The organism is Limimaricola sp. AA108-03 (assembly GCF_050847355.1).
In the GTDB taxonomy this organism is placed as follows: domain Bacteria; phylum Pseudomonadota; class Alphaproteobacteria; order Rhodobacterales; family Rhodobacteraceae; genus Limimaricola.
In genome coordinates this window covers 743737-768035 of the sequence record NZ_CP193755.1, presented here as the reverse complement: position 1 = coordinate 768035, position 24299 = coordinate 743737, and the positions used below count along the sequence as shown (strand labels likewise).

Here is a 24299-nt window from a genome sequence, read left to right as displayed (position 1 = left end):
CTCCGGCCTGCCTAACCCTAGAGGATACGACTTGAAAAGAGGTCCAGATGCTTCAACCAATCCGCGCGGCCTTCGGCCTGCTGACCCGCCTGCCCGTCGGCCCGGCGCCGGTACAACCGGAAGGGGTCTGGGCCTTTCCGGTGGCGGGTCTGGCGGTCGGTGCGATCGCGGGTTTGAGCTTCTGGGTCGCGCTGGCGCTGGGGCTGCCGCCCGGCCCGGCGGCGGCACTGGCGCTCTTTGGGCAGATCCTGCTGACCGGGGCGCTGCACGAGGACGGGCTCGCCGACTGCGCCGACGGGCTCTGGGGCGGCTTCGAGCGGGCCGGTCGGCTCGAGATCATGCGCGACAGCCGCGTCGGCAGCTATGGCGTGCTGGCGATCGGAACGAGCCTGCTGATCCGCTGGTCGGCGCTGGTGGCGGCGGGTCCCTGGGGGTTGGTGATCGCCGCCGTGCTGAGCCGGGCGGCCATGGTCTGGCCAATGGCGCGGCTGCCGCATGCGCGCAAGGACGGGCTGGCGCGGCTCGCCGGGCGGCCCAGCGGCCGAGCCATGGCGCTGGCCTGTGGCGTCGCGGCTCTCATCGTGTTGCCGCTGGCTGGGTGGAGCCTTCTGCTGCTGGCTCCGGCGGTGGCGTTGGCGGCTCTGGCCGGCACCGCCATCGCACGCGCCAAGATCGGCGGCCAGACCGGCGACATTCTCGGTGGCACCCAGCAATTGGCTGAAATGGCCGCGCTTCTGGTGCTGGCGGCTCTGGTTTAACCCGCGCAGTCAAGCGCCAAGGCGAAACCGGCCTCTTCCAGCGGCCCGATATCGCGCGCCGACAGCGTGCCTTCCACGAGCCGTACCGCCATGATCCGACGCCATGACGCATCGGCGAGCACGAGTTCCGGCCCCTCCCCACAATCGCGCACCCCGCCCGAGATGTCGGGCGCGCCGAAGCGGTGATTGGTCAGCCCTTCCAGCGCCGCGACCTGTTCCAGCACGCCGTCCCGCAGCCGCCAGACCCGCAGCACCCGGGCCAGATGCGGCCGGTCGACATAGGCCAGCTCGATATGCCCGTCGCCGTCCAGATCGGCAGGCGGCAGCGGCGCCAGCCAGCGATGCGAGGTGCCGATATAGGGCGTCGCGGCGATCAGCCCGTCGGGGCCGTAGACGGAAAGCCGCGCGCCCTGCGCCGCATCCGTCTCGACCACCACGGCCTCCATGGCGCCGTCGCCGTCGACATCGGCCAGCCGCGGTGCGGTGTCCTCGAAGACACGGGAATCGGGGAGCCGGATCAACCGGGTCTCGCCGGTTTCGGTCACCATCTCGAGCGCGCCCCATTCCTCGGTTTCACCGAAGACACCATGCGCGTAGCGCGTGGTGGGCTCGGTGAACCGTGCCTCGGAGAGGCCTTGGCCCTGCGCCATGGCCGGCCCGGCAAGGAGCCATGTCAGCAGGGCCGCGCGCATCAGATCTGCCGCTCGGGCATGCGCACCACGAGACCGTCGAGCGCGTCGGAGACCTTGAGCTGGCAGGTCAGCCGCGAGCGCGTCTCGTCCGGCTCGTAGGCGAATTCCAGCATGTCCTCTTCCATCGGGTCCTTCTCGGGCAGCTTGCCGACCCAGGCCTCGTCGACATAGACATGGCAGGTCGAGCAGGCGCAGGCGCCACCGCAATCGGCCTCGATGCCGGGGATGCCGTTGTCGCGCGCCCCCTCCATGACGGTCAGCCCGTTGGCCACGTCGACGACATGCTCGGTGCCGTCATGCTCGATATATGTGATCTTCGCCATCTCAGGCTCCTCTGTCGCGTTGCGCCGCCCTGTCTAGGCGAGCCGCCGCGGCGCCGCCAGTGCCCGGATGCCGCGCCCTTCCCGGAGCTGCTGCGTCCGCCGTGCCACGCGGCGCCCATGTGATCCGCCAAGGCTTCCGGCGCCGGGCGCGGGCGTCTAGGTTCGGGCGGGTAACGACCGCCGGTGCCCGATGTTCCGACTTCTGCTTCTTGTGCCTCTCGCGGCCTGCGCCCCCGCCGCGCCGCAGGTGCCCGCCTTCATGGCGGCCGAGATCGAAACCGGCGCCGGAGGACGCTGCTACGGGCGCGACATCACCCCCGCGGTGATCGAGACCGTGCGCGAGCAGCAGCGTGAGCCCGGCGAGGGCCCCGCACGCTATCGCAGCGTCACCCGCCAGCAGATCCTGCGGGAGCGACGCGAAGTGCTGTTCGAGACGCTCTGCCCGCCCGAGTTCACCCCCGCCTTTGTCGAGACCTTGCAGCGCGCGCTGGTGACGCGCGGCTTTCACCCCGGCCCGGTGACCGGGCAGCTCGACAGGGTGACGCTCGACGCCGTGCAGGCGTTCCAGCGGGGCAGCGGCGGGCCGGACAGCCCGGTGCTGTCTCTGGCCTCCGCGCAGCGCCTCGGCATCGCGCCGCTGACCGCCGAACAGCTGGACATCATGAACCGCCGCTAGGGTTATGAAAAAGGGCGCCCAAAGGCGCCCTTCCCGGTCCGAGCGGACCCTCTGCGGATCACTCCGCCGTCTCTTCCAGCCCCAGCGCCACGAAGCGCGGATCACCGGCGCGTCGCACCAGGAGCAGCAGCGACTTGCGGCCGGCCTCGCGGGCCTCTTCGACGCGGGCCTCGAAATCGGCCACGGAGGCGACGGGCTGCTGGCCGGCCTCGGTGATCACGTCACCCGCCGCGACGCCCTTTTCGGCGGCATCCGAGGCCGGGTCCACATCGGTCACCACCAGGCCTTCCGCGTCCTCGGGCAGATCGAGCTGCTGGCGAAGCTCCGGCGTCAGCTCGGACAGGCTGAGCCCGAACATCTCGGTCTCGGCGCCTTCGCCCGACCCCTGCGCCGAGGCGGGCACCGCGCTTTCGGCGTCCTCGCGGCGGCCCAGCGTCACGGCCAGCTCGACCATTTCGCCATCACGCAGCACCGTCACCGGCACCTCCTCGCCCACCGGGGCGCGGCCGACCATTCGCACGAGATCGCGCGTATCGGGCACCTCGTTGCCGTCGAAATTGACGATAACGTCGCCCGCCTCCATGCCAGCCTCCATCGCCGGACCCTCGGGCACGTCGGTGACGAGCGCACCGGCGGCGCCTTCCAGCCCCTCGATCGCCTCGACCATGTCGGGCGTCACGTCCTGAATCCGCACGCCGAGCCAGCCGCGCCGGGTCTCGCCGAATTCCTGCAGCTGGTCGACCACCTCGGTCACCACGTCCGAGGACATCGCGAAGCCGATGCCGATCGAGCCGCCATTGGGCGACAGGATCGCGGTGTTCACGCCGATCACCTCGCCCGACATATTGAACAGCGGGCCGCCCGAGTTGCCGCGGTTGATCGCGGCGTCGGTCTGGATGTAGTCGTCATAGGTACCCGACAGTGCCCGGCCCCGGGCCGAGACGATACCGGCCGATACCGAGAAACCCTGACCCAGCGGGTTGCCCATCGCCATCACCCAGTCACCCACGCGAGCGCCTTGGCCGGTGCTGTCACCGAACTCGACATAGGGCAGATCCTCACCCTCGACCTTCAGCAGCGCGATGTCGGTGGAGGCATCGGTGCCCACCACTTCGGCCTTGAGCGTCTTGCCGGAGAAGAACTCGATATTGATCTCGTCGGCGCCGTCGATGACGTGGTTGTTGGTGACCACGTAGCCATCGGCCGAGATGACGAAGCCCGAGCCCAGCGCCGAGGAGCGGCGCGGCGCGCTGTCGCCGCGATTCTGGAAGTCGCGGAAGAACTCCTCGAAGGGTGAGCCCTCGGGCACGATGCCCTGCGGTCCGGCCGGGGCCGAAACCATGGTCGAGGTGGTGATGTTGACCACCGCCGGGCTCACCTGCTCGGCGAGATCGGCGAAGGTGAGCGGCCGCGTCGCATCGGGTGCATCGGCCGTCGTCTGGGCCTCCGTCTCCGGCGTCACGGCGGTGTCCTGCGCAGCGAGCGGGGCCACTTGGCCCAGCCCCAGCGCGGCGCCCAGGGCCAGCACCGAAACGGCGCGGACGGGGGTGACGAGGGACGTGGAATTGGTCTTGGCGTTCACGGGCACACTCCTGTTTCGTCCTGTGCGTCGGAGCGCGATGCATCGAGCCGCTCCGGTCGGCGCAGACCATCAACGTAAGGCCGCTTCGGTGCAACTCAAGCCCGGGTCGCGACGCGTCAAAGCGGTGTGACGGGTTGTAACATGAACGGATGCGGATCAGAGCGTGGTCAGGCGCGCCATCCACAACAGCGCCACCCCGAGCGCCAGCGCCACCAGCCCCGCCAGGCGACGCTGCTCGGGCGGCATGTCGCGCAGCGTCTCGAGCACCCTGAAAACGAGCGAAGGGGCCAGCGCCCAGGCCAGCCCCTCAATCACGAGCACCAGGCCTAGGCCCAGCAGGATCGGCGTCACTGCGTCGCCACCCCGGCGCCGGCGTCAACGTCGTCCTCGGGCAGCGTCACCCGCGGCGTCAGCGCCTCGGCCTGACCCTCGGCCGCGGCATCGGCTTCGGCTTGCGCGTCGATCTCGCCCTCCTGGGTCGAGAAGGTCACGGTGCCATCCTCGCCCTGGCGGACTTGCAGGCTGTCGAGCCGGATCACGCCGGCATCCGCCTCGCCCGAGGCCGTCTCCTCCTCGGCGCCGCCATCAAGCGGGCCGCGCGCCCGTGCGGGCGCGGGGGTCACCCCCTCGGGCAGGTCGTCGTTGTAGAGGTAGTCGAAGAAGGCGCTGTCGGGGGTCAGCACCAGCTGCGAGTTGGAGCCTTGCAGCGCCCGTTCATAGGCCTGCAGCGACCGGTAGAAGTCGAAGAACTCCGGATCGGCATTGTAGGCGGCCGCGAAGATCGCGTTGGCCTCGGCATCAGCCTCGCCTCGGGTCACCTGCGCCTCGCGCTCGGCCTCCGACAGAGTCTCGATCACGGTCCGGTCGGCCAGCGCGCGAACCCGCTGCGCGGCCTCGTTACCGCGGGCGATCTCGTCGGCCGCCTCGCGCTCGCGCTCGGCGCGCATCCGCGCGAAGGTCGCGTCGAGGTTCTGGCTCGGCAGGTTGGTCTGCTTGAGACGCACGTCGACCACGTCGATGCCGAGGCCCTGCGCCGAGCGCTGCGCCTGCTCGCGGATGCGGTTCATCAGTTCGCGGCGATCCGAGGACAGGATAGTGTCGGAAGTCACCTGGTCGGCGCCGAGCACCTCGCGGATCTGCGCGTTGAGGATCGAGCTGAGCCGATCCTCGGCAGCACGCACGCCGCCCACGCCGACGGCCTGCCGGAACTGCACCACATCGGCGATGCGGTAGCGCGCGAAGGCGTCGACCACGAGCCGGCGGTCGTCCGAGGGCGTGACCTCGATGGTCTCGGTGTCGAGCGACAGGATCCGGTCGTCATAGGTCACGACCTCCTGGATCAGCGGAATCTTGACCCCGAGGCCGGGCTCTTCCTTGACCTGGCGAATCTGGCCGAACTGCAGCACGAGCGCCTTTTCGCGCTCGTCGACGACGTAGATCGACGACAGGCCCACCGCGACGGCGATGACGATGGCGGGTAGCAGGATTGCGGTCTTCTTCATCTCAGTTCCCCTGCCCGGTGGTGGCGTTGGAGGCGGAGGCCGCGCCCTGCTGCTGCTGGTTGCCCGACTGGCGGCCCAGCTCGTTCAGCGGCAGGAACGGCACGATGCCGGTGCCGCCGCCCTCGCCGCCGGTGATCGAGGGGTCGAGCACCATCTTGTCGACGTCGCCCAGAACCCGCTCCATCGATTCGAGATAGAGACGGCGGCGGGTGACCTGCGGCGCCTGCGCGTATTCGTCCTGCACTGCCGAGAAGCGGCTGGCCTGACCCAGCGCGTCGTTGATGGTCTGGGCGCGGTAGCCCTCGGCCTGCTCGACGGTCTGCGCGGCTTCGCCACGCGCCTCGGCAAGAACCCGGTTGGCATAGGCGTCGGCCTGGCGCTGCAGGCGGTCGCGCTCCTGCTCGGCGGCCTGCACGTCGCGGAACGCGTCGATCACCTCCGAGGGCGGGTCGGCGCGGTCGAGGTTGACCCGGACGATGTTGATGCCGCTCTCGTAGGCGTCGAGCGTCGCCTGGATCGACTCCATCGCCGTGTCGGCGATCAGACCCCGGTCGCGGTTGAGGATCGGCGCCAGGTTCGAAGCGGCGATGATCTCGCGCATCACGGATTCCGACACCGCCTGCACGGTGAGCTGCGGGTCGCGGATGTTGAACAGGAACTTGGCCGGGTCGGACACGTTCCAGACCACCTGAAAGCCGATATCGACGATATTGGCGTCGGTGGTCAGCATCAGCCCGTCATTGTCGCGACCGATACCGATATTCTCGGTCCGCTCGGAGGTGACGTTGACGACCTCGTGCGTGACCAGCGGCCATGGCGCGAAGTTCAGGCCGGGGCTGCCGGTGGAGGAGTAGGAGCCGAGGAACAGTTCGACCGACTGCTCTTCGGGCCGCACCGTGTAGAAAGACATCACGCCCCAGAGCACCAGCGCGCCCGCGGCGATGAGGCCGATGGTTCCGCGCGACATGTGAAAGCCCGGTCCGCCATTGCCGCCGGATCCGGTGCCGCGACCGCCGCCGCCCATCAGCACGCGCAGCTGTTCGCGGCCCTTGTTCATCAACTCGTCGATCTGCGGGCTCTCGCCGGGCCGGCGTGGTCGCTGCGGGCCACCGGGCCGCCTGTCGTCATCCCCGCCGCCGGGTCCGCGCCCGCCGCCACCGCCACCCCAAGGGCCGCCGTTGTTTCCAGCCATGAAGCCTCTGTTCCCCTGTTGGTTTCCCCCGCGCCGGTTTCATCCGGCACGCTTTGCATGTGTGGGCAAACGCCCGGTATTCAAGAACGCCGCACCGGCTCGCGCATGGTGACGATCTCCTCGGCCATGGTCGGATGCACCGCCACGGTCCGGTCGAAATCCTCTTTCGTGGCGCCCATCTTGACCGCGATGCCCGCGAGCTGGATCAGCTCGCCCGCCTCGGGTGCGACGATGTGACAGCCCAGGATCTTGCGGGTCTCGATCGACACCACGAGCTTCATCAGCACCCGGTCGGCCGATCCGGCGAAAGCCGACTGCATCGGCTTGAATGACGAGCAGTAGACCTCGACCGGCTCGATCTCGCGCGCCGCTTCCTCGGTCAGGCCGATCGTGCCCAGCTCCGGCTGGGTGAACACCGCCGAGGGGATCAGCGCGTGATCCACCGGCGTCGGGTTGCCCTTGAACACGGTCTCGACGAACTGCATCCCCTCGCGGATCGCCACCGGGGTGAGGTTCACCCGGTCGGTGACGTCGCCGATCGCATAGATCGAGGGGCAGCCGGTCTGGCTGTACTCGTCGACCTCGATGGCGCCGCCCCGCGCGAGGGTCACGCCCGCCTCCTCGAGCCCGAGGCCGTCGGTGTTGGGCTTCCGCCCTGTGGCGAAGAGCACCGCGTCATAGACCCGCTCGTCGCCATTGGTCGCCTTGACCCAGACCGGTCCCTTGGTGCCGGGCGCCGCCTCGGCCAAGCCATTCGACCCCGCAGCGTCCGAGTCGGTGCCGTGGTGGCGCACGGCGTCGCCCGCCTCGGCCTCGGGGCACATCTCGACCACGTTGGTGCCCAGATGCAGATCGATGCCGCGCTCGCGCATCGAATCCGCGATCAGGCCGCGCGCCTCGTCGTCGAAGCCGCGCAGGATCTGCGCGCCGCGGTAGAACTGCGTCACCTTCACGCCGAGCCCGTGCAGGATGCAGGCGAATTCGCAGGCGATGTAGCCGCCGCCGACGATCAGGATCGATTTCGGCAGTGTCTCGAGATCGAAGATGTCGTCCGAGACCATGCCCAGATGCGCGTTTTTCATGTCGGGCCGCACCGGGCGGCCGCCGGTCGCCACGAGGATGTGCTTGGCAGTCTTGCGGCTACCATCGGCCAGCTCGACCGTGTGCGGATCGGCGATCTTGGCGCGGGCGTCGAACATCTCGACCCCGGAGCCGTCGAGCAGGCGGCGATAGACGCCTTCGAGCCGGTCCAGCTCGGCATGCAGCTTCTCACGGAAGGGGCGCCAGTCGAAGCGGCCCTCGCCGATCTCCCAGCCATAGGCGCGCGCCTCGTCGAGCATCTCGCCATAACCCGAGGCATAGACCATGAGCTTCTTCGGCACGCAGCCGCGGATCACGCAGGTACCGCCCATGCGGCTCTCCTCGGCCAGCGCCACGGTTGCGCCGGTGGCGGCGGCGGTGCGCGCGGCGCGTACCCCGCCCGAGCCGCCGCCGATCACGAAGAGGTCATAGTCGAATGCCATAAGTCGGTCAGTCCTAGTCGGAAATGTCTGTGAAGATGTTGTCGGGGGCGAGAAAATCGAAATGCGTCTCCTGCGCGTCACCATGCAGATCGTAGCTCTCGACCCGGCCATCGCCATGGCCGATCACCACCGCGTCGCAGATATCGACGAACAGGCCGTTCTCGACCACCCCCGCGATCTGGTTGAGCGCGAGGCCAAGCTGGCGCGCATTGCCGATGCGGTTGAGGTGCAGATCGAGGATGTGGTTGCCCTCGTCGGTGCGCACCGGCTGGCCGTCCTTCATCCGCAGCGTCACCTCGCGGCCCAGCACGTCGAGCCCGACCAGCGTCTCCTCGACCAGCACCTTGGTGGCCTGCCAGCCGAAGGGGATGATCTCCACCGGCAACGGGAACGCCCCCAGCGTCTCGACCCGCTTGGTCGCGTCGGCGATGACGACCATCCGGTCCGAGGCCGTCGCCACGATCTTCTCGTGCAGCAGCGCAGCACCACCGCCCTTGATCAGGTTCAGCTCGCCGTCGACCTCGTCGGCGCCGTCGATGGTCAGGTCGAGCCAGCCCGCCTCTTCCAGCGTCACCACCTCGATCCCGAGTTCGCGCGCCAGATCGGCGGTGCGGTGCGAGGTCGGCACGGCGCGGATGTCGAGCCCCTCGTCGCGCACCATCTCGCCCAGGCAGCGCACCAGCCATTCGGCGGTGGAGCCGGTGCCAAGGCCCACGCGCATGCCGCTTTCAACGAGATGGCTCGCCTGCTTGGCGGCGACGAACTTCGCCTTTTCAACGGGTGACAGGTCCTTGGCCATGCTGCGCCTCCTCGCGGGTCCGCCCCGGTTATAGGAAAGATGCCCGGCGCCTGCGAGGGGCAATCGTCCCTGTTCGGGTGCCGTCGGATCGGGCCTTGCGCGGATCGCGTGCGAATGGTCGCATCAGGAGCAGCGGCCCCAACCCGCGCCTCGGAGGATGAGCCCATGACACTGCGACTGCATTACGCGCCCGACAATGCCTCGCTCTGCGTGCGTCTCGCGCTCGAGGAGCTGGGCCTCGGTTATCGCACCGCGCTGGTGGACCGGCGCGCGCAGGGCCAGCGCGCACCCGCCTATCTCGCGCTCAATCCTCATGGCATGATCCCGGTGCTAGAGACGGAGGAAGGGCCGATCTTCGAGACCGCGGCGATCCTGCTGTGGCTGTCGGACCGGCATCGCGAGCGCGTGGCGCTGATGCCTGCCCCCGACGCGCCCGAGCGAGGAATAGCGCTGGCCTGGCTGTTCTGGCTGTCGAACACGCTGCACCCTGCGCTCAGGATGCTGTTCTATGGTGGCGAGCATATCGCCCCGGAGATGGTCTTCGCGCTGCACGAGCGCACGGCGCAGCGCACGCTGGGCATGCTCGACAGGCTCGAGGCCGCGGCGCCGGCGCTCGGTGGCTGGCTCGGGGCGGCACAGCCCTCGGCGCTGGACTGCTACCTCGCGCCCATGCTGCGCTGGTGCGCCCTCTACCCCGAAAGCGGCACCGGCTGGTTCGAACTGAGGCGCTGGCCTGCCCTGCGAGCGGCGCTGGAGCGCTTCGAGGCCCGCGCCTCGGTCGCGGCGGCGATCCGGGCCGAGGGTCTGGGCGCCCGCCCCTTCACCGATCCGCGACCGCCACGCCCACCCGAAGGACACGCAACCTGATGTTTCTCTCCGTCTTCGACATCTTCAAGATCGGCATCGGCCCGTCATCATCGCATACCATCGGCCCGATGGTCGCGGCCGAGCGGTTTCTCGACCATCTGCGCGCGCAACCCTTCAAGGTGGCGGGCGTGTCGGCCCGGCTGCACGGCTCGCTCGCCTTCACCGGGGCGGGGCATGCCACCGACCGGGCGGTGATGCTGGGCCTCGCCGGGATCACCGTGGCGGGATATGACACCGAGGCGGCGGAGGCTGAACTGGCCCGGCTCCGGGCGGAGAGGACGCTGCATCCCGCGGGGCTGGCACCGCTGCGCTTCGACCCGGGGAGCGATCTGGTCTTCGATTACGGCCCGCCGCTGCCGGCTCATGCCAACGGGCTGGTGCTCCGGGGCCACGACGCCCAAGGCGACGTGGTGGTCGAGCAGACCTACTACTCGATCGGCGGTGGCTTCGTGCGTACCGCCGAGGAGCTGGCGGCCGGCCCCGCCCCCGATCACGGCCCGGCCGTGCCCTACCCCTTTGCCAGCGCCAAGGAAATGCTGCGCATGGCGGCGGAGAGCGGCCTGTCGATCGCGGCGATGAAACGGGCCAACGAGCGCGTGCGGCGTCCCCGTACCGATCTCGACGGCGACATCCGCAAGATCTGGCGCGTCATGTCCGATTGCATCGACCGCGGGCTCGAGGCCGAGGGCACGCTTCCCGGTGGTCTCGGCGTGCGCCGCCGCGCGGCGGCGATCCACGCCTCGCTGCGCGCCGAACGCGGCGGCAACATGGCCGCGCCGCATCTCGTGACCGACTGGATCTCGGCCTACGCGATGGCCGTGAACGAAGAGAATGCCGCCGGCGGGCAGGTGGTGACCGCGCCCACCAACGGTGCCGCGGGGGTAGTACCGGCGGTGATGCGCTACTGGCTCGACCACGTGCCGGGCGCCAGCCGTGAGCGGGTGCCGGAATTCCTGCTTACCGCCGCCGCCATCGGCGGGCTGATCAAGGAGAACGCCTCGATCTCGGGCGCCGAATGCGGCTGTCAGGCCGAGGTGGGCTCGGCCGCCGCGATGGCCGCAGCAGGGCTGGGCGCGGTGCTGGGCGGCACGCCCGCGCAGGTCGAGAACGCCGCCGAGATCGCGCTCGAACATCATCTGGGCATGACCTGCGATCCCGTGGCCGGCCTCGTTCAGGTGCCCTGCATCGAGCGCAACGGCATGGGCGCGATCAAGGCGGTGGCGGCGGCGAGCCTCGCGCTCAGGGGCGATGGCGCGCATCTGGTGCCGCTCGACGTCGCGATCGAGACGATGCGCCAGACGGGGCGCGACATGAGCGACAAGTACAAGGAAACCTCGCAAGGGGGACTGGCTGTGAACCTGCCAAATTGCTGAGGGCGGCACCGGTCGGACGAGGCGGGATTTGCGTATTTCGGGAACAAAGTAGCCAAGCGCATTCGGCAACTTTGTTCCTTAAATACGCAAGACACGCCCTTGGCCGCGCAGAGGGCCTTCAGCCCCCGAAGTACCTTTCGGCTTTCATGAAGCCCGCCGCCCGCGCCGCCTCGGCCCAATCGCGTTCGAGCGCGGTGTCACCTATCACGAGGAACCGATCGGCAGGCCCGTCGAGCATGTCGCGCAATCGGTCGCCGGTGGCACGCCAGCCCTCTAAAAGCCCCGGCGCACGCCCGGCGACGTCGATCGGAGCCGAAACGCGCACGCGATCCGGATCGAGTGGCGGGTGTACCGCCGCGACCCGGCGCGCCGCCAGGCTGGCCAGCCTGGCGCGCCGTTCCTGCGGCATGGCATCCCCCGGCCGCAGCAGCCGCAGCGTATTCGACGAAAACAGGAAGCCGATCAGGTCATGGCCAGTCGCCGCCCGCACCGAGGCATAGCTTCGATAGTCGAGACCGAGCGCCGCGGCGCGTTTCACCCGCAACCTCACGACCTCGACCGGAAGTGTAGGCAGCAATTCGCGGCGGGCCCGGGCCCAGGCGTGGCGGCGCCAGCCCGCGCCCGGCTCCAGTGACGGGCCGCCATTGTGACCGAGGCTCATGCGTCCCAATCGCGCAGCCGCGCCACGTAGCGCGCCATGGTATCGATTTCGAGATTGATGAACTGGCCTTGGGCGATCTCGCCCCAATTCGTCACCTCGCGGGTATGCGGGATCAGGTTGACGCCGAACTCCGTGCCGTCGACCTCGTTGACGGTGAGCGAGGTGCCGTTGAGCGCGACCGAGCCCTTGGGGGCGATGAACTTGGCCAGCGCTTCGGGTGCGCGGAAACGCACCCTCAGGCTGTCGCCCTCGTCGCGGGTCGACACCACCTCGGCCACGCCGTCGACATGGCCCGACACGATATGCCCGCCCAATTCGTCGCCGACCTTGAGCGCGCGCTCGAGGTTGATCCGCTTGCCCACATGCCAACCGTTGCGGCCGATATTGGTCAGGCCGACCGTCTCGGCCGAGATTTGCACGTCGAACCAGTTGCGCGGTTCGCGGCCCAGCGCGACGACGGTGAGACAGACGCCGTCGCAAGCGATCGAGGCGCCGATATCGATGGTCTCGGGATCATAGGACGTGGCGATGCGGGCGCGCAGGTCGCCCTCCTGCACCACGTCGAGAACCTCTCCGACGTCGGTGATGATGCCTGTGAACATGGGCGCGCTCCTGTCTTGCGTCCCAAGACCTAGAACCGCTGCGGGATGCGCACAAGGGTGGGCACTTTCACACGTCATCCCGACGCCATAAAACGGCCCGGAGCCGATGCGAAACGAAAGGGATCGTACGTCAACATGGTCCGCAACATGACCGATCCCGCCAAGAGACGCTTCTTGTTCCTGCAGGGCCCGCACGGCCCCTTCTTCCATAGGCTTGCCCGGATGCTGCGCGCGGCCGGCGCCACGACCTGGCGTGTCGGCTTCAACGCCGGCGACGCGGCCTTCTGGCACGACCGGGCCAGCTACATCCCCTATCGCGGCAATGCCGATGACTGGCCCGACGCCTTCGAGGCGCTGGTCGATAAGCACGGCATCACCGACATCGTGCTGTATGGCGACACGCGGCCGGTCCATGCCGCCGCCGTCGCGGCGGCACGGGCGCGCGGGCTGACCGTGCACGTCTTCGAGGAGGGCTATCTGCGCCCTTGGTGGGTCACCTACGAGCGGGGCGGCACCAACGGCCATTCGCGGCTGATGGAGATCGGCATAGACGAGATGCGGGCGGCGCTGGAGCGCTCGGACCCCGAGATCACGGAGGCGCCTGCCCATTGGGGCGACATGCGCCAGCATGTGTTCTATGGCGCGCTCTACCACTGGTTCGTGCTGTTTCGGAATCACGCCTATGCGGGATTTCGCGCGCATCGCGAGTTGCCGCTCGCGACCGAGGCGCGGCTCTACACGACGCGGCTGCTGCTGATGCCCTTCCTCGCGCTCGACCGGATCCTCGCGACGGCGCGGATTCGCCATGGCGGCTACCCCTATCACCTCGCGCTGCTGCAGCTCGAACACGATGCCAGCTTTCGGGCGCACTCGCCCTTCACCCGGATGTCCGAGTTCCTCGAATTGGTGATCGAGGGCTTTGCCAAGGGCGCGCCGCGTCACCACCACCTCGTCTTCAAGGCGCATCCGCTCGAGAACGGTCAAGCCCCGCTCCGGCGGATCATCCGCGATCTCGCCCGTGTCCACGGTGTCGACGGGAGGGTTCACTACCTGCGCGGCGGCAAGCTGGCGCGGCTTCTGGATGCGGCGCGCACCGCCGTCACGGTCAATTCCACGGCCGCGCAGCAGGTGCTGTGGCGTGGCATCCCGCTCAAGGCCTTCGGTCGCGCGGTCTACTCCAAGCCCGACCTCGCCTCGACCCAGCCACTGGCCGAGTTCTTCGCACAGCCGGTACGCCCGGATCGACGCGCCTATCGAGACTACCGGCGCTTCCTGCTGGAGACGAGCCAGGTCTCGGGCGGCTTCTACTCCTCGGGCGGGCGCAGGCGGCTGTTGCGGCAGGTGGCCGACATGATGCTCGCGGCCGAGGACCCCTATGACGCGCTGCGCGCAGGCCGCGCCGCACCGCGTCAACCGCTGCGCGCCTTGCCCTGACCCTCGGGCGCGTCTCGCAGGCCACACCGCCCCCGGATGCTCCCGGCTGCTGACGCGCGACAACTGGTCATGGCCCGTGTCGCGCGCTAGCCTTGCCCGCAACGGGCAGATTCTGCCCAACAATTACAATGGCAGGCCCGGGCCACAACGGGTCGCAGGCAGACCGGTCCCGGCGAGGGGCCGCAGGCAGACAGGAACAGGTCGAGGAGACCGCGCAGTGACACCCCTTACCCACCGCCTCGCACGCGGCGCGGCCCTTGCGGCCGCGCTCGCCCTCGTCGCCGGCTGCGGGCTCACCCCGCGCTCCGGCCCCAACAAGCGCGAGATCTTCGCGGGCTCGGTGCTGCGCGAGGGCGACGCCTTCGTGGTCGCGGTGGACGACCGGGTGAACCGGATCGCCGGCGTCACCCCGGCGCTGGGCTTTGCCGCCGCCTTCGAAAGTGCCGGGCTGCTGGGCTCCGACACGATCCAACCCGGCGACGTGCTCGGGCTGACGATCTGGGAAAACGTCGATGACGGGCTTCTGGTGCCGACGGGCCAGAACGCCACCGTCCTCGAAGAGGTGCAGGTCGACGGCTCGGGCTTCATCTTCGTGCCCTATGCCGGCAGGATCCGCGCGGCGGGCAACACGCCCGAGGCGATCCGCCGGATCATCAGCGAAAAGCTCGAGGCGCAGACGCCCGATCCGCAGGTGCAGGTGCGCCGCCTCGCCGGTGACGGCTCGACCGTCTCGGTGGTGGGCGATGTCGGCGCGCAGGGCGTCTACCCGATCGAACGCCCGACCCGCACGCTCTCGGCGATGCTGGCCTCGGCGGGCGGCGTCACGGTGCGTCCCGAAGTGGCGCAGGTCACGGTGACGCGCGGCTCCACGACCGGCGAGGTCTGGTTCCAGGACCTTTACGAGCACCCGCGCGCCGACATCGCGCTGCGCGCCGGCGACCGGATCCTCGTCGAAGCCGACACCCGCGATTTCACGGCGCTGGGCGCCACCGGCACGCAGGATCTCGTGCCCTTCGAGAGCCGCAACATCTCGGCGATCGAGGCGATTGCCCGGGTCGGCGGCCTCAACCCGACGCTGGCCGATCCCACCGGCGTCTTCGTGTTCCGCAACGAGCCGGCGGTGATCGCCAGCCAGATCACCGGCATTCCCGATCTCGTCGGCACGCAGCGCGTGGTCTACGTGCTCGACCTGACCAAGCCCAACGGCATGTTCATGGCCCGCGACTTCGCGATCCGCGACGACGACACGGTCTATGTCACCGAGGCGCCGATCGTCGAGTTCGGCCGGGTGATCGGCGGGCTGACCGGCACGCTGACCTCGTCCCGCGAAGCCGTCAGCGCCGTGAACTGACCTTGAGCGGCGCGCCGGGACCGCGCCCGCTCTTCGTCTGCAATGGCGGGCTGCTGCGGCGGCCGATGCGCCGGCGCCTGCGCGCCGCCGGCTACGCGCCGCGGCCAGGCCTGCCGAATGCCGGGGACCTCGTCGGCGTCTGGGGCCAGAGCCCGACCGCATGGCGCGGCGAAGCCCTGGCCCAACGGCGCGGTGCGCAGCTCGTACGGATCGAGGACGCCTTCTTGCGTTCGGTCCGACCGGGCCGCGCCGGGGGCCCGCCGCTGGGGCTGCTGATCGATCACGGCGGCACGCATTTCGATCCGGCCACGGTCTCTGACCTCGAAAGCCTGCTCGCCACCCACCCGCTCGACGACACGGCGCTGCTCGACCGGGCCCGCGACGGCATCGCCCGGCTGCGCGAGGCCGAACTGTCGAAATACACGGGCTTCGACCCCGAAGCCCCGGTGCCCGCACCGGGATACGTGCTGGTGATCGATCAGACAGCGGGGGATGCCGCGGTGCGCGCCAGCCGCGGCGACCGCAACCGGTTTCTCGAGATGCTGTTCGAGGCGCGCGAGGCGCATCCCGGTGCCCGGATCGTCATCAAGACCCATCCCGAGACCCAGCAGGGCTTCCGGGCCGGGCATTTCCGGCCAGACGATCTCGGCCCCGGCATGTCGTTCTGCGATGCACCGGTCTCGCCATGGCGGCTGCTCGACGGTGCGATCGCGGTGCATGTCTTTTCCTCGCAGATGGGCTTCGAGGCGATCCTCGCCGGGCATCGCCCGGTGGTGCATGGTCAGCCCTTCTATGCCGGTTGGGCGCTCAGCGAGGATCGCGACCCGGTCTGGCGCCGGCAGAGGCGGCTGACCCGCGCCCAGCTCTTTGCCGCCGCGATGATCCTCTATCCGCATTGGCACGACCCGCTCCGCGACCGGGCCTGCAGCTTCGAGGAGGCGCTGGACGCCATCGAGGCCGACACCCGCGCCTGGCGCGAAGACCGGGCCGGATGGGTGGCTGCGGGCATGCGGTTGTGGAAGCGGCGGCACCTGCAGGCGGGCTTCGGCACCGTCCGGCCGGTGATCTTCGCCGATCCCCCATCCCGTGCGACCCGGCAGGCCGAGCACAGCGACCGCCGGCTGATGGTCTGGGGCGACCGCGAGGCGCCGGAAGGCGCGATGCGCGTCGAGGACGGCTTGCTACGCTCGAAAGGCCTTGGCGCGGCGCTGGTGCCACCGGCGAGCCTCGCGCTCGATGATCTCGGCCTGCATTACGACCCGAGGCGGGAAAGCCGGCTGGAGAGGCTGATCGCCGCCTCTCCAACCCTGCCGGATCATGCGCGGCGCCGCGCGTCGCGGCTGGTGGAGCGTCTGATCGCTGCCGGTCTGTCGAAATACAACCTCGCCGGAGTGGCGCTGCCCGAGCTGCCGCCCGGCCACCGCATCCTGGTGCCGGGGCAGGTCGAGGACGACGCGGCGATTCGTCTCGGCGCGGCGCGGGTCCGAACCAATCGCGCCCTGCTCGAAGCCGTCCGAGCCGCGCATCCCGACGCCGTGATCCTCTACAAGCCGCATCCAGACGTCGAGGCCGGATTGCGGCCCGGCGCCGTACCGGATGCGGAGCGACTTGCCGATGTGGTGCTGGCGGGTACCGACATTCTTGCCGCGCTCACCGTGGCGGACGAGGTCTGGACGATCACCTCGGGCACCGGCTTCGAGGCGCTGCTGCGTGGCGTGAAGGTGACCTGCCTCGGCACGCCGTTCTACGCGGGCTGGGGGCTGACCCGCGACCTCGGCCCGCCCTGTCCCCGCCGCGTGGCGCGGCCCGACATCACGGCGCTCGCCCATGCGGCGCTGATCGGCTGGCCGCGCTACTTCGATCCGTTGAGCGGCCGGCCCTGCCCGCCGGAGCTCGCGCTGGAACGGCTGGCCGCTGGCCTTGCTCCGCGCCGTCCCGGGCTGCGGGCTCTCGCGAAGCTGCAAGGTCTCTTTGCCACGGCCGCGCCGCTCTGGCGCCGCTGAGCCGTTCGGCGGGATGCCACCGAACGGCCCCGGCTCCATGGAACATGCGATGCGGCGCGCCGTTGCCCCCGCGAAGCGCCGGCCACATCGCCGGCTCGGCCCCGTAACGGGTCGCCGAACGACAGACGGAAAGGACATTGCATGACCTTCACGACCAAGAGTCTCACCGCCATCGCCCTTGCGGGCGGCCTCGCCGCGACCGGCGTGCAGGCGCAGGAGGCGACCTTCGGAATGGTTGACGTCGACGGGGATGGCTATCTCAGCGAAACGGAGCTCACCGACGCCTTCGGCGAGGTCGGGCTGACGCTGCTGCGCTACGACCTCGATGGCGACGGCCAGCTGACGCCGCAGGAGATCGAGGCCCGCAACGAGGCCCGTGTCGGCTCGGAAGATACCGACGAGGTGCCATCCGATGTCGACGATATCCTCGAACGGGGCCGGGTCGGCAATGATCGCGACAATGACGACGACGAGGACGTGATCGAAGAAGACGAGTTCGGCGAGACCGAGCAGCCCATGGGCGATGTCGAGGAAGACGAGGGCGACGGCTCGGATGACGAGTTCGGCAATCTCGAAGAGAACGAAATCGACGATGACGAGGCGGATGAGTCCGACGGCAACTGATCGTCATTCGAACCCATGCGTCGCAGCCGCCCTTCGGGGCGGCTGTTGTCGTATCAGCCGCCGCTCGCCCGCCAGACGCTCATCACGTCGCCGCCCACACGGTCCAAGCCTGCGAGCCGTAGCCGCGGCGCCTCGGCCAGAGCGCCGATCCCCATGGCAGAAAGGGCGGGCGTGCCTTCGGCTCCGATCGCGCAGCCGGCGGTGAACAGCACCAACTCGTCCACCAGCCCTGCCCCAAGAAGAGATGCCGCGAGGCCGGCACCACCTTCGCAGAACACCCGCGTCAGCCCCGCTGCCCCCAGCGCCTGCAGAACGGCGGCGGGATCGAGCTGCCTCGCCGAGATGGGGCAGCTCAGGCTTTCGGCCCCCAGCGCTCTCCACGGCGTCGCATCGGCCTCGGGGCCGTGGCAGAGCCAGAGCGGCACCTCGCGCGCGCTGCGCGCCAGCGCCCCGTCCAAGGGCAGATCCAGCCGCCGCGACAGCACCACCCGCACCGGCTGCCGATCGATACCGAGGCCGCGTATGTTGAGCATCGGATCGTCGGCCCGAGCGGTGCCGCCACCGACCATCACCGCGTCGTGCCGCGCGCGCATCATGTGGACCCGGGCCCGGGCCTCGGGCCCGGTGATCCAGCGGCTTTCGCCGGCACCGGTGGCGATGCGCCCGTCGAGGCTGGTGGCGAGCTTCAGCGTCACGAAGGGGCGGCCGCGCTCGACCCGGCTCAGGAACCCGGCCAGATCGCTGCGCGCCTCGCCCTCCATCAACCCGGTCTCGACCGCGATCCCCGCCGCCCGCAGCCGTTCGATGCCGCGCCCTGCGACGCGCGGATCAGGGTCCTGCGCGGCGACGACCACCCGCGCCAGCCCGGCGGCGACCAGCGCATCGGCGCAGGGCGGCGTTTGGCCGTGATGGGCGCAGGGCTCCAGCGTGACATAGGCCGTGGCCCCACGCGCCGCCGCGCCGGCCTGCGCCAACGCCTGCGTTTCGGCATGGGGCCGACCACCATCCGCGGTGCGGCCGCGCCCGAGGATGCGGCCGTCGCGGACGATCACGCAGCCGACATTGGGGTTGGGCCAGACCCGGCCCAGCCCGCGCCGACCCAGCGACAGCGCCAGCGCCATGAAGCGACGGTCGAGTGCGCAGCTCACTTTTCTGCCGGGTTGGGGCGAAGCTCAGACATGAACTTGTCGAAATCGCCCACGGCCTGGAAGTTCATGTAGACGCTGGCAAAACGCACATAGGCCACGGTGTCGATCCGCGCGAGCGACTCCATGACGATCTCACCGATCTTGGAAGACGGAATGTCGGTGTCGCCGAGGCTTTCGAGCCTGCGCACGATGCCCGAGATCATCTGATCCATGCGCTCGGGCTCCACCGGGCGCTTTTGAAGCGCGATGCGGATCGAGCGCTCGAGCTTGTCGCGGTCGAACTCCTCGCGGCGGCCATTCGACTTGATCACCACGAGGTCGCGCAGCTGCACCCGCTCATAGGTAGTAAAGCGACCACCGCAGGAGGGACAGAACCGCCGACGGCGGATCGCGGCGTGATCCTCGGCCGGGCGGGAATCCTTGACCTGCGTGTCGACATTTCCGCAAAACGGGCAGCGCATCCGGGATCCTCATCGTCTCTTGGGGGCCTGTGCCCGTGGTCCACAGCCAGTATAGGGGGGCGCCCAAGGATTGGGTAGGGGTCGCGGCGACCCACCATATGACGCGAGCCGCTTCAGCGCAGCAGTGCCACGACCTCGCGACGATGCGGGCGCGAGCGATGCTCGAACAGGTAGATCCCCTGCCAAGTCCCGAGCGCCATGCGCCCGCCGATCACCGGGATCTGCAAACTCGTGGGCAGGAGCGCCGCCTTGATATGACCCGGCATGTCGTCAGGCCCCTCATAGGTATGGGTCAGATAGTCCATCGACGGATCGTCCGAAGGCGGCACGAGACGATGAAAGAAGGCGGCCAGATCCGTCCGTACCTCGGGATCGGCGTTCTCCTGAATGAGCAATGAACACGAGGTGTGCCGCACGAAAAGTGTCAGGAGCGCCTCGTCCGGCGCATCCTGCGCAATCCATTCGGCCACCTGCCGGGTGAACTCGGTCAGCCCGGGGCCTCGGGTCTCGATGACGAAACTTGTGTTCAAGGCTCAGCTGGTGACGACGCAGCGCACCGAGGGGCTGCCTGCGGCACCGCCTTCGGCGCCGACGAAGACCTGCTCGAGCGTCGCCCGGCAATCCGCGAGCTCGGCGGCGGTGACGGGGATTTCGATCGGGCCGTCGAGGTCATAGCGCGCGGCCGGCTCGGTCACATCGGCAAAGCCCGCGGCCGAGGACAGGATCGGGGCGACGCCCATCAGCGGCATGGTGATGGCGGCGGCAAAGGCGATGGCGATCAGCTTGTTCATGGCGGTGTCTCCCATCTCGATCCTGCCTGACCAACACCGGAACATGGACAAGGTTTCGAACTAGTTCACATGACCTTGGAGGCCAGTGTCCGAGCGGCAACACTCGCCCTCCGAGGGGCTACTCGGCAGGCTCCTGCACGCCGATGGCGCGCGGCGCCGGATCATCCGCGTCGGCCTCGTCGAATGCGATGCCGAGGCTCTTCTGGGTGCGCGCGCCCATGGATTTCAGCATTTCGATCTGTCGCAAAACGTTGCCATTGCCGGTCGAAAGCTGCCCCATCGCATCGCCATGCGCCTTGCTGGCCTGTTCGAGGGCACGGCCCACCTGCTGCATGTTGCCGACGAAGTTCGCCACCTTGTCGTAGAGCTTGCCCGCCCGGTCGGCGATCGCCTCGGCATTGCTCTCGCGCCTCTCTACGGTCCAGATGTGATCGACGGTGCGCAGCGTCACCATCAGCGTCGAGGGGGTCATCACCCCCACCCCCTTGGACACTGCATAGGCGGTCAGGTCACCGCTCTCGGCCAGCGCCGCCGAGAGCGCCCCCTCGATCGGCATGAACATCAGCACGTAGTCGACCGACCCCTCCTCCATCGCGTGATAGCCCTTGGCGGCGAGCTGATCGATGTGGCGGCGCACGGAGGCCACGTGTTCGCGCAGGTGCCGGGCCCGCTCCTCCTCGGTCTCGGCGTTGACGGCGGCCTCGTAGGCCACGAGGCTCACCTTGCTGTCGATCACGAGGCTCTTGCCACGCGGCATCTTCACCACCACGTCGGGACGCCAGCGCGCGCCCTGCTCGTCGGTGCGGCTTTCCTGCACGAGGTAATGGGTGTCGCGCTCCAGCCCCGAGCTTTCGAGGATGCGTTCGAGGATCATCTCGCCCCAGGCGCCCTGCTTTTGCTTGTCGCCCTTGAGCGCACGGGTCAGGGCCGCGGCCTCGGAACGGATCGTCTCGGACTGGGTGGTCAGCATCTCGATCTGCTTGCCGAGCCGCGCGCGTTCCTCGTCGGCCTTGCCGTGGACCTGCCGCAGCTCGGACTCGAAGCGCGAGACGTGGTCGCGGAACGGGGTCAGCAATTCGGTGAGCGTCCGGGTGTTGGCCTTGGAGAAATCCTCCCCGGTCTGGCGCAGGGTTTTCGTCGCCAACTCCTCGAAGCGGCGCGACATCTCCTCGCGCAGTTCCTTGAGTTCCTTGATGCGCGTCTCTGCGGCCTCGATCTCGCCAGCGCGCCGGGCCTGCAGCGTCGCATGGTCGGACTGCAGCTGCGCGTGGCGTTCCTGTAGTTCGCGCATTTCAGCGGTGAGACCCGAGAGCTGCCCTTTCAGGTCGTCGCGCGCCCGCTCCAGCCCCCGCTTGGCTTCCTCCAGCGCCGCCTTGGCGGCGCGGGTCTCGCCATGCGCGGCCTCGGTCTCGAACTGGGCGCGCCGCGCCGCCTTCAGCTCGTCCTTGAGCGCGGCCAGCTCGTGCTCGCGCTCCTCAAGCCGAGTGCGCTGCCCCTCGGCCTGGCCGCGGATCTCGTCGGCGTCGCGCCGCCCCGCCTCCATCTCTCCGCGCAGCCCCGCAAGCGTGGACCGCGCGCCTCTCAGGGCGGTGATGGTCGCCGCAAGGGCAATCAGCAGAACGAGGGCAGTGCCCAAGGCAACGAGGCTGAGGGGATCGGAGGGCATGAAGGCATCCTTGCTGGAACTACGGCGATGTTCACGGTTCGACCCCGATCCGTCAACCCGGCGTTGCAGGTACGAAAAACGGCGGCGGGTTGTCCCGCCGCCGTTCTGATCCCAATCGAATGAAATTATTGATCGAGGAAGCTGCGCAGCTTGCGCGACCGGCTCGGATGCTTGAGCTTCCGGAGCGCCTTGGCCTCGATCTGGCGAATACGTTCGCGGGTGACGCTGAACTGCTGGCCGACCTCTTCGAGCGTGTGATCGGTGTTCATGCCGATGCCGAAGCGCATCCGCAGAACCCGCTCCTCGCGCGGGGTGAGCGAGGCCAGAACCCGCGTCGTGGTTTCCTTCAGGTTCTCCTGAATCGCCGAATCGAGCGGCAGGATCGCATTCTTGTCCTCGATGAAGTCGCCGAGCTGACTGTCCTCCTCGTCACCGATCGGCGTCTCGAGCGAGATCGGCTCCTTGGCGATCTTCATCACCTTGCGGACCTTCTCGAGCGGCATCTGCAGCTTCTCGGCCAGTTCCTCCGGCGTCGGCTCGCGGCCGATCTCGTGCAGCATCTGGCGGCCGGTGCGGACCAGCTTGTTGATCGTCTCGATCATGTGCACCGGGATCCGGATGGTGCGCGCCTGATCAGCGATCGAGCGGGTGATCGCCTGACGGATCCACCAGGTCGCGTAGGTCGAGAACTTGTAGCCGCGGCGATACTCGAACTTGTCGACCGCCTTCATCAGGCCGATGTTGCCTTCCTGAATCAGATCGAGGAACTGCAGGCCCCGGTTCGTGTATTTCTTGGCGATCGAGATCACGAGACGCAGGTTGGCCTCGACCATCTCCTTCTTGGCCTGCCGGGCTTCCTTCTCACCCTTCTGGACCTGCTGAACGATACGGCGGAACTCGCCGATGTCGACGCCGACATACTGGCCGACCTGCGCCATCTCGGCGCGCAGTTCCTCGATCTTGCCGGCCGAGCGCTCGAACAGCGCCTGCCAGCCGCGGCCTGGCTTCTCGGCCATGCGGTCCATCCAGGACGGGTCGAGCTCGGCGCCGCGATACTCGTCGATGAACTCGCGGCGGTTGATGCGGGCTTGGTCCGCCAGCTTCACCATGCTCGAGTCGATCGACATGATCCGGCGGTTGATGCCGTAAAGCTGGTCGATCAGCGCCTCGATGCGATTGTTGTGCAGGTGCAGCGAGTTCACCAGCACGACCAACTCGGAGCGCAGCGTCTGGTACTCGGCCTCGTTGGCCTTGGAGAAGCTCGCATCCTCGTTCAGCGTCGCGGACATCCGCGCGTCCTGCATCGCAGAGAGGCGGTCGAAATTCTCAGCGATGGTATCGAGCGTCTCGAGCACGCGCGGCTTCAGCGCGGCCTCCATCGCGGCGAGCGACATGTTGTGCTGCTCGTCGTCCTCGTCATCGTCGTCATTGTTGCGGATCGGATTGCCGTCCGCGTCGTATTCGGCCTTGTCGCCGCCGCGCTCGGCCTTCTCGCCGCCGGTCGCGGTGGCGGCCTCGACCACGGGCTCGTCGCCCTCTTCCTCGCCCATCTGGCCCGAGAAGGTGGTCTCGAGATCGATCACGTCGCGCAGCAGGATGTCCTCGGACAGAAGCTCGTCGCGCCAGATCGTGATCGCCTGGAAGGTCAGCGGGCTCTCGCAGAGCCCCGCGATCATGGTGTTGCGACCGGCCTCGATGCGCTTGGCGATGGCGATCTCGCCCTCGCGCGACAGCAGTTCGACCGAGCCCATCTCGCGCAGATACATGCGGACCGGATCGTCGGTGCGGTCGAGCTTCTCGGCCTCGGCCCCGGCCAGCGCCACGTCGCGATTGCCGCCCACCGTGGCGATCTCGCGCGAGCCGCCATCCTCGGACTCTTCGCTTTCCTCGGCCTCGGTCACCTGGATGCCCATCTCCGAGAGCATCGACATGACGTCCTCGATCTGGTCCGAGGAAACCTGATCCGGCGGCAGCACCTGATTGAGCTGGTCGTAGGTGATGTAGCCGCGCTCGCGCGCCTCGGAGATCATCTTCTTGACCGCCGCCTGGCTCATGTCGAGCGTCATCGCCCCGTCCTGGTCATCGTCCTTGCGGTCGTCGGTGTCTTTCGCGGCCATGAAGGGCTCCTCGTTCGGTGAACGTCCTGTCCAGCGCCGGGCAGTGATTCGGACTGTCCGAATCAACCCTCAAGGGTCGCGATTCGCAACCACCCTGCGCCCGATTCTTTGATGTATGCGCAACCTCCGTCGCCGAATCGGATGCGACGGGCTA

Annotated in this window: 24 protein-coding genes; 8 read left to right on the top strand and 16 right to left on the bottom strand. The window is 68.8% G+C overall.

Annotation, left to right across the window (positions count from 1 at the left end; translation table 11 throughout):
• Positions 1-47: 47 nt before the first annotated feature.
• Complete coding sequence (locus tag ACRAQ3_RS03835; protein ID WP_269396480.1) at positions 48-758, top strand: adenosylcobinamide-GDP ribazoletransferase; 711 nt, start codon at positions 48-50, stop codon at positions 756-758.
• Here ACRAQ3_RS03835 and ACRAQ3_RS03830 read toward each other — a convergent pair.
• Positions 755-1450 carry an FG-GAP repeat domain-containing protein gene (locus tag ACRAQ3_RS03830; RefSeq protein ID WP_432255740.1) on the bottom strand — a complete coding sequence of 232 codons (696 nt, stop codon included), beginning with the start codon at positions 1448-1450 and terminating at the stop codon, positions 755-757. The two genes, ACRAQ3_RS03835 and ACRAQ3_RS03830, sit on opposite strands and share 4 nt — an antisense overlap.
• Complete coding sequence (locus ACRAQ3_RS03825; protein WP_269396478.1) at positions 1450-1773, bottom strand: 2Fe-2S iron-sulfur cluster-binding protein; 324 nt, start codon at positions 1771-1773, stop codon at positions 1450-1452. Before ACRAQ3_RS03825 ends, ACRAQ3_RS03830 begins: the two co-directional genes overlap by 1 nt.
• 190 nt (positions 1774-1963) lie before the next feature.
• On the opposite strand from ACRAQ3_RS03825, the gene ACRAQ3_RS03820 reads away from it, so the two are divergent.
• Positions 1964-2449: a peptidoglycan-binding domain-containing protein gene (locus ACRAQ3_RS03820; RefSeq protein WP_432255739.1), complete on the top strand. Its 486-nt coding sequence runs from the start codon at positions 1964-1966 to the stop codon at positions 2447-2449.
• Between the two features lie 58 nt (positions 2450-2507).
• Here the strand turns inward: ACRAQ3_RS03820 and ACRAQ3_RS03815 are convergent, their stop codons facing one another.
• The 6 genes from ACRAQ3_RS03815 to rpiA form a co-directional block, all read right to left on the bottom strand.
• The gene (locus tag ACRAQ3_RS03815; protein WP_432255738.1) at positions 2508-4031 is read right to left on the bottom strand and encodes a Do family serine endopeptidase; all 1524 of its coding nucleotides are present in this window, start codon (positions 4029-4031) and stop codon (positions 2508-2510) included.
• A 156-nt stretch (positions 4032-4187) separates the two neighbouring features.
• Positions 4188-4382: a DUF2065 domain-containing protein gene (locus ACRAQ3_RS03810; protein WP_432255737.1), complete on the bottom strand. Its 195-nt coding sequence runs from the start codon at positions 4380-4382 to the stop codon at positions 4188-4190.
• Positions 4379-5533: a protease modulator HflC gene (gene hflC, locus ACRAQ3_RS03805; protein ID WP_432255736.1), complete on the bottom strand. Its 1155-nt coding sequence runs from the start codon at positions 5531-5533 to the stop codon at positions 4379-4381. The genes ACRAQ3_RS03810 and hflC overlap by 4 nt, the downstream gene beginning before the upstream one ends.
• A 1-nt stretch (position 5534) precedes the next feature.
• Positions 5535-6725: an FtsH protease activity modulator HflK gene (gene hflK / locus ACRAQ3_RS03800; RefSeq protein WP_269396475.1), complete on the bottom strand. Its 1191-nt coding sequence runs from the start codon at positions 6723-6725 to the stop codon at positions 5535-5537.
• Between the two features lie 80 nt (positions 6726-6805).
• Entirely contained in the window at positions 6806-8248 is a 1443-nt protein-coding gene (locus ACRAQ3_RS03795; RefSeq protein WP_432255735.1) for an FAD-dependent oxidoreductase, read from the bottom strand.
• A 13-nt stretch (positions 8249-8261) separates the two neighbouring features.
• Positions 8262-9047 carry a ribose-5-phosphate isomerase RpiA gene (gene rpiA / locus ACRAQ3_RS03790; RefSeq protein ID WP_432255734.1) on the bottom strand — a complete coding sequence of 262 codons (786 nt, stop codon included), beginning with the start codon at positions 9045-9047 and terminating at the stop codon, positions 8262-8264.
• 165 nt (positions 9048-9212) lie between these two features.
• Here rpiA and ACRAQ3_RS03785 point away from each other — a divergent pair, with 165 nt between their 5' ends.
• The gene (locus ACRAQ3_RS03785) at positions 9213-9914 is read left to right on the top strand and encodes a glutathione S-transferase family protein (protein ID WP_432255733.1); all 702 of its coding nucleotides are present in this window, start codon (positions 9213-9215) and stop codon (positions 9912-9914) included.
• Positions 9914-11287 carry an L-serine ammonia-lyase gene (locus tag ACRAQ3_RS03780; protein WP_432255732.1) on the top strand — a complete coding sequence of 458 codons (1374 nt, stop codon included), beginning with the start codon at positions 9914-9916 and terminating at the stop codon, positions 11285-11287. Before ACRAQ3_RS03785 ends, ACRAQ3_RS03780 begins: the two co-directional genes overlap by 1 nt.
• A 118-nt stretch (positions 11288-11405) precedes the next feature.
• Here ACRAQ3_RS03780 and ACRAQ3_RS03775 read toward each other — a convergent pair whose 3' ends face one another.
• Both ACRAQ3_RS03775 and ACRAQ3_RS03770 read right to left on the bottom strand, forming a co-directional pair.
• Positions 11406-11948 (bottom strand): hypothetical protein, encoded by a 543-nt coding sequence (locus ACRAQ3_RS03775; protein WP_432255731.1) that lies wholly within the window; start codon positions 11946-11948, stop codon positions 11406-11408.
• Positions 11945-12550 (bottom strand): riboflavin synthase, encoded by a 606-nt coding sequence (locus tag ACRAQ3_RS03770; protein ID WP_269396469.1) that lies wholly within the window; start codon positions 12548-12550, stop codon positions 11945-11947. The genes ACRAQ3_RS03775 and ACRAQ3_RS03770 overlap by 4 nt, the downstream gene beginning before the upstream one ends.
• A 147-nt stretch (positions 12551-12697) precedes the next feature.
• Here ACRAQ3_RS03770 and ACRAQ3_RS03765 point away from each other — a divergent pair, with 147 nt between their 5' ends.
• The 4 genes from ACRAQ3_RS03765 (at position 12698) to ACRAQ3_RS03750 (ending at position 17962) form a co-directional block, all read left to right on the top strand.
• Complete coding sequence (locus tag ACRAQ3_RS03765; RefSeq protein WP_269396468.1) at positions 12698-13984, top strand: capsule biosynthesis protein; 1287 nt, start codon at positions 12698-12700, stop codon at positions 13982-13984.
• A gap of 217 nt (positions 13985-14201) precedes the next feature.
• Positions 14202-15335: a polysaccharide biosynthesis/export family protein gene (locus ACRAQ3_RS03760; protein ID WP_269396467.1), complete on the top strand. Its 1134-nt coding sequence runs from the start codon at positions 14202-14204 to the stop codon at positions 15333-15335.
• A 2-nt stretch (positions 15336-15337) separates the two neighbouring features.
• Positions 15338-17338, top strand: a complete 2001-nt coding sequence (locus ACRAQ3_RS03755) for a capsular polysaccharide biosynthesis protein (protein ID WP_432255730.1) — start codon at positions 15338-15340, stop codon at positions 17336-17338.
• 141 nt (positions 17339-17479) lie between these two features.
• A complete protein-coding gene (locus ACRAQ3_RS03750) occupies positions 17480-17962 on the top strand; it encodes a hypothetical protein (RefSeq protein ID WP_432255729.1) in 483 nt (160 codons plus the stop codon).
• Positions 17963-18015: 53 nt separating this feature from the next.
• Here the strand turns inward: ACRAQ3_RS03750 and ribD are convergent, their stop codons facing one another.
• The 6 genes from ribD to rpoD form a co-directional block, all read right to left on the bottom strand.
• Positions 18016-19110 (bottom strand): bifunctional diaminohydroxyphosphoribosylaminopyrimidine deaminase/5-amino-6-(5-phosphoribosylamino)uracil reductase RibD, encoded by a 1095-nt coding sequence (ribD, locus tag ACRAQ3_RS03745; protein WP_432255728.1) that lies wholly within the window; start codon positions 19108-19110, stop codon positions 18016-18018.
• Entirely contained in the window at positions 19107-19571 is a 465-nt protein-coding gene (gene nrdR / locus ACRAQ3_RS03740; protein ID WP_085894473.1) for a transcriptional regulator NrdR, read from the bottom strand. The genes ribD and nrdR overlap by 4 nt, the downstream gene beginning before the upstream one ends.
• Before the next feature lie 113 nt (positions 19572-19684).
• A complete protein-coding gene (locus ACRAQ3_RS03735) occupies positions 19685-20101 on the bottom strand; it encodes a secondary thiamine-phosphate synthase enzyme YjbQ (protein ID WP_432255727.1) in 417 nt (138 codons plus the stop codon).
• A gap of 3 nt (positions 20102-20104) precedes the next feature.
• A complete protein-coding gene (locus ACRAQ3_RS03730; protein WP_432255726.1) occupies positions 20105-20362 on the bottom strand; it encodes a hypothetical protein in 258 nt (85 codons plus the stop codon).
• 118 nt (positions 20363-20480) lie between these two features.
• Positions 20481-22028 carry a DNA recombination protein RmuC gene (gene rmuC / locus ACRAQ3_RS03725; RefSeq protein ID WP_432255725.1) on the bottom strand — a complete coding sequence of 516 codons (1548 nt, stop codon included), beginning with the start codon at positions 22026-22028 and terminating at the stop codon, positions 20481-20483.
• Positions 22029-22153: 125 nt separating this feature from the next.
• On the bottom strand, positions 22154-24145 hold the full coding sequence (rpoD, locus tag ACRAQ3_RS03720; RefSeq protein ID WP_269396461.1) for an RNA polymerase sigma factor RpoD: 1992 nt from the start codon (positions 24143-24145) through the stop codon (positions 22154-22156).
• Positions 24146-24299 lie beyond the last annotated feature (154 nt).

Excerpts from the sequence above, each read along its gene's own strand:
- ACRAQ3_RS03835 (WP_269396480.1), top strand. The coding sequence starts at position 48 with ATGCTTCAACCAATCCGCGCGGCCTTCGGCCTGCTGACCCGCCTGCCC.
- ACRAQ3_RS03830 (WP_432255740.1), bottom strand. The coding sequence starts at position 1,450 with ATGCGCGCGGCCCTGCTGACATGGCTCCTTGCCGGGCCGGCCATGGCG.
- ACRAQ3_RS03825 (WP_269396478.1), bottom strand. The coding sequence starts at position 1,773 with ATGGCGAAGATCACATATATCGAGCATGACGGCACCGAGCATGTCGTC.
- ACRAQ3_RS03820 (WP_432255739.1), top strand. The coding sequence starts at position 1,964 with ATGTTCCGACTTCTGCTTCTTGTGCCTCTCGCGGCCTGCGCCCCCGCC.
- hflC (WP_432255736.1), bottom strand. The coding sequence starts at position 5,533 with ATGAAGAAGACCGCAATCCTGCTACCCGCCATCGTCATCGCCGTCGCG.
- hflK (WP_269396475.1), bottom strand. The coding sequence starts at position 6,725 with ATGGCTGGAAACAACGGCGGCCCTTGGGGTGGCGGTGGCGGCGGGCGC.
- ACRAQ3_RS03795 (WP_432255735.1), bottom strand. The coding sequence starts at position 8,248 with ATGGCATTCGACTATGACCTCTTCGTGATCGGCGGCGGCTCGGGCGGG.
- rpiA (WP_432255734.1), bottom strand. The coding sequence starts at position 9,047 with ATGGCCAAGGACCTGTCACCCGTTGAAAAGGCGAAGTTCGTCGCCGCC.
- ACRAQ3_RS03785 (WP_432255733.1), top strand. The coding sequence starts at position 9,213 with ATGACACTGCGACTGCATTACGCGCCCGACAATGCCTCGCTCTGCGTG.
- ACRAQ3_RS03780 (WP_432255732.1), top strand. The coding sequence starts at position 9,914 with ATGTTTCTCTCCGTCTTCGACATCTTCAAGATCGGCATCGGCCCGTCA.
- ACRAQ3_RS03775 (WP_432255731.1), bottom strand. The coding sequence starts at position 11,948 with ATGAGCCTCGGTCACAATGGCGGCCCGTCACTGGAGCCGGGCGCGGGC.
- ACRAQ3_RS03770 (WP_269396469.1), bottom strand. The coding sequence starts at position 12,550 with ATGTTCACAGGCATCATCACCGACGTCGGAGAGGTTCTCGACGTGGTG.
- ACRAQ3_RS03765 (WP_269396468.1), top strand. The coding sequence starts at position 12,698 with ATGACCGATCCCGCCAAGAGACGCTTCTTGTTCCTGCAGGGCCCGCAC.
- ACRAQ3_RS03750 (WP_432255729.1), top strand. The coding sequence starts at position 17,480 with ATGACCTTCACGACCAAGAGTCTCACCGCCATCGCCCTTGCGGGCGGC.
- nrdR (WP_085894473.1), bottom strand. The coding sequence starts at position 19,571 with ATGCGCTGCCCGTTTTGCGGAAATGTCGACACGCAGGTCAAGGATTCC.
- ACRAQ3_RS03730 (WP_432255726.1), bottom strand. The coding sequence starts at position 20,362 with ATGAACAAGCTGATCGCCATCGCCTTTGCCGCCGCCATCACCATGCCG.
- rmuC (WP_432255725.1), bottom strand. The coding sequence starts at position 22,028 with ATGCCCTCCGATCCCCTCAGCCTCGTTGCCTTGGGCACTGCCCTCGTT.
- rpoD (WP_269396461.1), bottom strand. The coding sequence starts at position 24,145 with ATGGCCGCGAAAGACACCGACGACCGCAAGGACGATGACCAGGACGGG.